Source organism: Actinotalea ferrariae CF5-4 (assembly GCF_000603945.1).
Classification (GTDB): domain Bacteria; phylum Actinomycetota; class Actinomycetes; order Actinomycetales; family Cellulomonadaceae; genus Actinotalea; species Actinotalea ferrariae.
On record NZ_AXCW01000235.1, the window covers coordinates 1 to 6,738 of the forward strand.

A 6,738-nucleotide genomic window follows, 5' to 3' on the forward strand; every position below is an offset into this window, starting at 1 on the left:
CCGCGGCCGGTCGCGACGGCCTGCCGGCGCGACCGACGACGCCGCTCCGGCGTCCGTCTCGAGCGCTCCCGCCTCCACCGTTCCCGCCGGCGACGAGGGCGGCGAGGCGGGTGACCGGCCGCGCCGTCGTCGCAGCCGTCGTCGCACGCGCTCCGGCGCCCCGACGGAGTGACGGCCACCACCGAGGCCTGATCCTTCACCCACGACGGGCCGGTGCTCCCGGAGCACCGGCCCGTCCGTGCGCCTCCCCCCGGACGCCCCGAGCGGGCGGCACCCGCCGCACCCGGGCAGCATGCAGGTATGGGCCTCTACGCGGACGTCCCGGCGCTCCGGGTGCGACAGGTCGTCGGGGACGTCCTCGTCGTCCTGTGGGTCGCCCTCTGGGTCGCGGTCGGACGCGCGGTGCACGAGCAGGTCAGCCGGCTCGCCGCCCCCGGCCGGACGATCGAGGACGCGGGCCGCTCCCTCGAGGACGGCCTGCGGTCGGCGGGCCGCGAGGTCGCCCGCACGCCCCTGGTCGGCGACGACCTGCAGGTCCCGTTCGAGAGCGCCGGCGACGCCGCGGCCTCCCTCGCCGCCGCGGGGACCGCCGTGCAGGACGGCGTCGCCCGCGCGGCACTCCTCACGGCGCTGGCCGTCGCGGCGTGGCCGATCCTCGTCGTCGTCGTGGGCTGGGTGGTGCACCGGTGGCGGCAGGTGCGCCGCGTCGCCGTCGGGCGCCGGCTCGTGGCGACCCCCGCGGGGCGGGACCTCCTGGCCCTGCGCACGCTGGCGCACGCGCCCCTGCGCTCCCTCACCGACGACGACGTCGCGGGCTGGCGCCGGGGGGACCCGGACGTCGTGACGCGGCTCGCGGCGCGCGGGGCCCGGGGCCTCGGCGTCCGGCCGCCGACGACGACGACGGCGGTCGAGGCGGTCAGCCGGCCTGGATGAAGGCGCGCACCGCGTCGGCGACGAGCTGGACCGCGATCGCGGCGAGGAGCAGGCCGGCGATCCGGCTGATGAGGATCGTCCCGCTGTCCTTGAGGACCCTGTGGATGACGTTGGCGAAGCGCATCGACAGCCACAGGCACACGTGCACCCCGACGATGCCGAGCGCGATGGCGACCCAGTCGGCGACGTTCTCCGCGCGCTGCACGAACACCATGGTCGCCACGATCGCGCCCGGACCGGCGAGCAGGGGCGTGCCCAGCGGCACGAGCGCCACGTTGACGCCCGTGGCACCGGAGGGCTGCGCGCTCGACTCCATCTTCCCGGTGAGCAGCTCCATCGCGACGAGCAGCAGGAGCAGGCCGCCGGAGGCCTGGAGCGCCGGGAGCGAGATGTGCATGTAGGACAGGAGCTGCTGGCCGAACAGCGCGAAGCTCACGATGACGCCGAACGCGACGAGGATCGCCTGGCGGGCGGCGCGGTTGCGCTGCCGGCCCGTCATGGCGCCCGTCAGCCCGAGGAAGATCGGCACCGTCCCGGGCGGGTCCATGATCACGAAGAGGGTCACGAAGACCTCAGCGAGCATCCTCGCGTCGAGGATGTCGCTCACCGACCCACCACCGGCCACCGTCCCTGTTCCATGATCCGCTCGAGCACCTCGGGCGCGGTCGTGCGCTCGCCGAGGAGGTTGGGCTTGCCCGCGCCGTGGTAGTCGCTCGAACCGGTCACGAGGAGCCCGAGCGAGTCTGCCAGGTCCAGGAGGTGCTCCGTCTGGGACCGCGTGTGGTCGCGGTGGTGCACCTCGAGGCCGGCCAGCCCCGCGTCGACCATCCGGCGGATCGTCGCGTCGTCGACGGTCGCGCCGCGGACCGACGCCGCCGGGTGCGCCATCACCGGGACCCCGCCGGCGGCCCGCACGAGCCGCACCGCGGTCACCGCGTCCGGGGCGTGGTGGGGCACGTAGTACGGGGAGCCGGTGGCGAGCAGCGACTCGAACGCCGCCGAGCGGTCCGGCACGTGACCCAGCGCGACGAGGGCGTCCGCGACGTGCGGGCGACCCACGGTGGTGCCGGGCTCCGTCTGCGCCTCGACGTCGGCCCAGGTGATCGGGAGGTCGCGCGCGAGCAGCTCGACCATGCGGTGCGCCCGGTGCAGGCGCGAGTCGCGCGTCTCCTCCAGCTCGGCCAGGAGGGCGGCGTCGGCGGGGTCGTGCAGGTAGCTGAGCAGGTGCACGCTCACCCCGCCCGCCCGGCACGAGACCTCCATGCCCGGCACGAGGACGATCCCGTGGGCCCGGGCCGCGGCGGACGCCTCGGCCCAGCCGGCGGTCGAGTCGTGGTCGGTGAGTGCGACGACGTCCAGGCCCGCCTCGGCCGCCCGGGCGACGACCTCACCCGGCGCGTCGGTCCCGTCCGAGACCGTCGAGTGGGTGTGGAGGTCGATGCGCACGGTCACCCAGGGTACGGCCGCAGCACACCGCGCCGACGACGTCGGCGGACGGTGCGACGATGGGGCGCATGACCGAGAGCACGCCCACCCCGGGGACCCCCGACGCCGCGACCCCGGGCGCCGAGAGCACCGCCGTCACCCCCTCCCCCGTGACCGCCGCCGACGGCGCCCCGGAGACCTCCCCGAAGGACCAGGCCCTGGCCGACCGCTGCTCCAACCGGTCCCAGCGGCCGACGTCGGCGGCCTTCCGGAGCTTCATCGCGGAGCGCTGGGCCGACCGTCCCGCGGGCACCCCGGACCCGCTGCCCGCGGCCGGGTACGCGGCGGCGCGCCGCGCCCGCATCAGCGAGCTGTTCCCGGGCGAGCGCCTGGTGCTGCCGGCGGGCCCGCTGAAGACGCGGTCCAACGACACGGACTATCGCTTCCGCCCGCACTCCGCGTTCGCGCACCTCACCGGCCTGGGCACGGACCAGGAGCCCGACGCCGTGCTCGTGCTGCACCCCACCGACGACGGCGGCCACGAGGCGGTCCTCTACTTCCGGCCGCTCGCGGGACGGGACACCGAGGAGTTCTTCGCCGACGCCCGGTACGGCGAGTTCTGGGTCGGCGCCCGGCCGACGCTGGAGGACCTCGCGGCGCTCACCGGCGTGCGCACCGCGGCGCTGGCCGAGCTCGCCGACGCGCTCGCCAAGGACGTCGGCGAGGCGGGCGTGCGGGTGCGCGTCGTGCCCGGTGCCGACGACGCCGTCGCGGCGCTGGTCGACGCGGCGCGGGACGGCACCCTCTCCACCGAGGAGCGGGAGGCGGCCGACGCCGAGCTCGCCGAGGCGCTGTCCGAGCTGCGCCTGGTGAAGGACGAGCACGAGGTCGAGGAGATGCGGCGGGCCGTCGCGGCGACGGTCGCGGGCTTCGAGCGGATCGTCCGCAACCTCCCCCGGGCCGTCGAGCACCGCCGGGGGGAGCGGGTCATCGAGTCGAGCTTCGACGGGCACGCGCGGGAGGAGGGCAACGCCGTCGGGTACGAGACGATCGCGGCGTCCGGCGACCACGCCACGACGCTGCACTGGACCCGCAACGACGGCCAGGTGCGCCAGGGCGAGCTGGTCCTCGTCGACGCGGGCGTCGAGGTGGACTCCCTCTACACGGCCGACGTGACACGCACGCTCCCCGTCGACGGCACGTTCACCGACGTCCAGCGCCGCGTCTACCAGGCGGTCCTCGACGCGGCCGACGCCGCCTTCGCGGTCGCCCGCCCCGGCACCCGCTTCCGTGACCTGCACGCCGCCGCGATGGAGATCATCGCCGCGCGGCTGGCCGAGTGGGGGCTGCTGCCCGGCACCGCCGAGGAGTCGCTCGAGCCGGAGGGCCAGTTCCACCGCCGGTGGATGGTCCACGGCACGAGCCACCACCTCGGCCTCGACGTCCACGACTGCGCGCAGGCACGCCGCGAGATGTACCTCGACGCCGTGCTGGAGCCCGGGATGGTCTTCACCATCGAACCGGGCCTCTACTTCAAGTCCGACGACCTCGCGGTCCCCGAGGAGTACCGGGGCATCGGCGTGCGCATCGAGGACGACGTCCTCGTGACCGCCGACGGGCACGAGAACCTCAGCGCCGCCCTGCCCCGGCGACCCGAGGACGTCGAGGCGTGGATGGCCGGCCTGCTGGGCCGCTGACGTCCGTCAGCCGCGCGCGTCGCCCGGCGGCTCGGCAGGCGGCGGGGGCGGGGTCGGCGCCTGAGGCTGGGTCGACGCGCCCGGCTGGGTCGGCTGCTGGTGCTGGGGCGGCGTCGGGGGCGCCGCAGGGGTCGCAGCCGGCGGCCACGGACGGCCGCCGCCCAGCTCGGCGAGGAGGCCCCGGGCCTTGTGGGCGTGCTCGGACTCGCACAGCACCGCGTACTGCGAGGCGACGATCTGGCTGGCGGAGGTGAAGTCGCGCTTGCCGCCGGTGAAGGCGTAGGAGATCACCGAGAAGAGGATCCCGAACGCGGCGCCGATGGCGATCGCGGGGAAGATGATCGAGCCGCCACCGGTCGGGGAGGCGAAGAACGACAGCAGGATCCCCACGAAGAGCCCGAACCATGCACCGGAGGCCAGGCCGGCCAGGGCCACGCGGGAGTACGTCAGGCGGCCGGTGACCCGCTCGACCATGCGCAGGTCGGTGCCGACGATCGTCACGTGCTGGACGGGGAACTCCTTGTCCGACAGGTGGTCGACGGCCTTCTGCGCGGCCAGGTAGGTGTCGTAGGCCGCGATCTGCTCACCGCGCGGGGGTGTGGGCACGGCCGGCGGTCGGGTGCTGCGGATGAGGCTCATGGGGTGATTCTCCCCTGTCGCATGATCGCGGGCCAGGTCCGTGCCCCCGTCGGCCCCCCGTCGGCCCCCCGTCGGCCCCCCGTCGGCCCCCCGTCGGCCCAGGTCCGTGCGAGCCACACCGTGATCACCAGCGGGCGGGACCGGGGTGCGCGACTACGCTGACGCCGTGAGCGCGACGCGGGTCTTCGCCGCGCGCCTGGCCGGGACCACGGTGTTCGACCCTCTGGGCGACCAGGTCGGCCGGGTGCGCGACGTCGTCGTGCTCCTGCGGGCCCAGGGCGCGCCGCGCGCCGTCGGGCTCGTCGTGGAGGTCCCCGGCCGCCGCCGGGTGTTCCTGCCCCTCACGCGGGTGACGAGCATGGACGCCGGTGCGGTCATCAGCACCGGGCTGGTCAACATGCGGCGCTTCGAGCAGCGGGCGTCCGAGACGCTGGCGATCGGCGAGCTGCTCGACCGGCACGTCGAGCTCCTCGACGGCTCCGGGGCGGCCACGGTCGTGGACGTCGGCATGGAGCAGCAGCGCAACCGCGACTGGCTGGTCACCAAGCTGTTCGTGCGGCGTGAGAAGCCGGGCAAGGCCGGGCTCGGGCTGCGGCGGCGCGGTGAGACCGTGCTGGTCGAGACGCGGGACGTGCGGAGCCTCGCGGCCGGCACCAAGCAGCAGGGTGCGGAGCTCCTGCTGGCCTCCTACGAGGACTCCAAGCCCGCCGACCTCGCCGACGTGCTGCACGACCTCGGCGACGCGCGGATGGTCGAGGTCGCCGCCGCGCTGCCCAACGAGCGACTCGCGGACGTCCTCGAGGAGCTCCCGGAGGACGACCAGGTCGCGATCCTCTCCGGCCTCGGCGTCGAGCGTGCCGCCGACGTCCTGGACGCCATGCAGCCCGACGACGCCGCGGACCTCCTCAGCGAGCTCCCGGTCGAGCAGGCGGCGGAGCTCCTCGAGCTCATGGAGCCGGACGAGGCGCGGGACGTGCGCCGGCTCCTCGCCTACCGCGAGGACACGGCCGGTGGTCTGATGACCACCGAGCCCATCGTGCTCGGCCCGGAGACCTCCGTCGCGGCCGCCCTGGCGCACATGCGCCGGCAGGACATCACCCCGGCCCTGGCCTCGATGGTCTTCGTCTGCCGCCCTCCCCTGGAGACGCCGACGGGCCGCTTCCTCGGCGTCGTGCACTTCCAGCGGCTGCTGCGCGAGCCGCCGTCGGAGTCGATCGGCGGCCTGCTCGACGCGGAGATCGAGTGGGTCGCGCCGGACGCCGGGCTCGGCACCCTGACGCGCCTCCTCGCCCAGTACAACCTCCTCGCGCTGCCGGTCCTGGACGCCGAGCGGCGGCTCCTGGGCGCGGTCAGCGTCGACGACGTCCTCGACCACCTCCTGCCGCCGGACTGGCGCGAGGCCGAGGAGGAGGAGACGGACGCGGCCATCGCCGCCGCGCAGGCCGAGCAGGACCGGATCCACGCCGAGCGGGAGGCCGCCGGTGGCTGACCGCCTGGACCAGCCGCGCGAGGTGCGCCGGACGTTCTTCTCCCGCCCCCAGCTGGGTGACGACGCCGTCGGCCGGGTCTCCGAGGGGATCGCCCGCTTCCTCGGCACGCCCCGGTTCCTGCTGTACCTGACGCTCTTCTGCGCCGCCTGGCTCGTGTGGAACAGCTGGGGCCCGGAGCGGCTGCGGTTCGACAGCGCGGAGTTCGGCTTCACCGCCCTCACGCTCATGCTCTCGCTCCAGGCCTCCTACGCCGCGCCGCTCATCCTGCTCGCGCAGAACCGGCAGGCCGACCGCGACCGCGTCGGCGCCGAGCAGGACCGCAGCCGCGCCGAGCGGTCCCTGGCGGACACGGAGTTCCTGGCGCGGGAGATGGCCTCGCTGCGCATCGCCCTCGGCGAGGTCGCGACGCGCGACTTCGTCCGGTCCGAGCTGCGCAACCTCCTGGAGGAGATCGAGGAGGCGCGCGCCGCGGAGCGGGAGGCCGAGCGGGCGGACCCCGACGACGACGCCCCGGCCGCCCTGCCCGACGGCGGCGCGCGACCGCGCGGCTGACC

General features: G+C 75.5%; 7 protein-coding genes. 4 read left to right on the plus strand and 3 right to left on the minus strand.

The features are described 5' to 3' along the window. Positions 1–300: 300 nt before the first annotated feature. Positions 301–933 (plus strand): hypothetical protein, encoded by a 633-nt coding sequence (locus N866_RS15215; protein ID WP_034227915.1) that lies wholly within the window; start codon positions 301–303, stop codon positions 931–933. On the opposite strand, the gene N866_RS15220 is transcribed toward N866_RS15215, so the two are convergent. Both N866_RS15220 and N866_RS15225 read right to left on the minus strand, forming a co-directional pair. Further along, positions 917–1,540 carry a MarC family protein gene (locus N866_RS15220; protein ID WP_034227917.1) on the minus strand — a complete coding sequence of 208 codons (624 nt, stop codon included), beginning with the start codon at positions 1,538–1,540 and terminating at the stop codon, positions 917–919. The genes N866_RS15215 and N866_RS15220 overlap by 17 nt on opposite strands. Beyond that, positions 1,537–2,379 (minus strand): PHP domain-containing protein, encoded by an 843-nt coding sequence (locus N866_RS15225; protein ID WP_034227918.1) that lies wholly within the window; start codon positions 2,377–2,379, stop codon positions 1,537–1,539. The genes N866_RS15220 and N866_RS15225 overlap by 4 nt, the downstream gene beginning before the upstream one ends. Before the next feature lie 68 nt (positions 2,380–2,447). Here N866_RS15225 and N866_RS15230 point away from each other — a divergent pair, with 68 nt between their 5' ends. Then, on the plus strand, positions 2,448–4,055 hold the full coding sequence (locus tag N866_RS15230) for an aminopeptidase P family protein (protein ID WP_081802695.1): 1,608 nt from the start codon (positions 2,448–2,450) through the stop codon (positions 4,053–4,055). Positions 4,056–4,061: 6 nt separating this feature from the next. Here N866_RS15230 and N866_RS15235 read toward each other — a convergent pair whose 3' ends face one another. Next, entirely contained in the window at positions 4,062–4,694 is a 633-nt protein-coding gene (locus tag N866_RS15235) for a YflT domain-containing protein (RefSeq protein ID WP_052023123.1), read from the minus strand. A 166-nt stretch (positions 4,695–4,860) separates the two neighbouring features. On the opposite strand from N866_RS15235, the gene N866_RS15240 reads away from it, so the two are divergent. Both N866_RS15240 and N866_RS15245 read left to right on the plus strand, forming a co-directional pair. Then, entirely contained in the window at positions 4,861–6,183 is a 1,323-nt protein-coding gene (locus tag N866_RS15240; protein WP_081802696.1) for a magnesium transporter MgtE N-terminal domain-containing protein, read from the plus strand. Next, positions 6,176–6,736 (plus strand): DUF1003 domain-containing protein, encoded by a 561-nt coding sequence (locus N866_RS15245; protein WP_034227916.1) that lies wholly within the window; start codon positions 6,176–6,178, stop codon positions 6,734–6,736. Before N866_RS15240 ends, N866_RS15245 begins: the two co-directional genes overlap by 8 nt. Positions 6,737–6,738 lie beyond the last annotated feature (2 nt).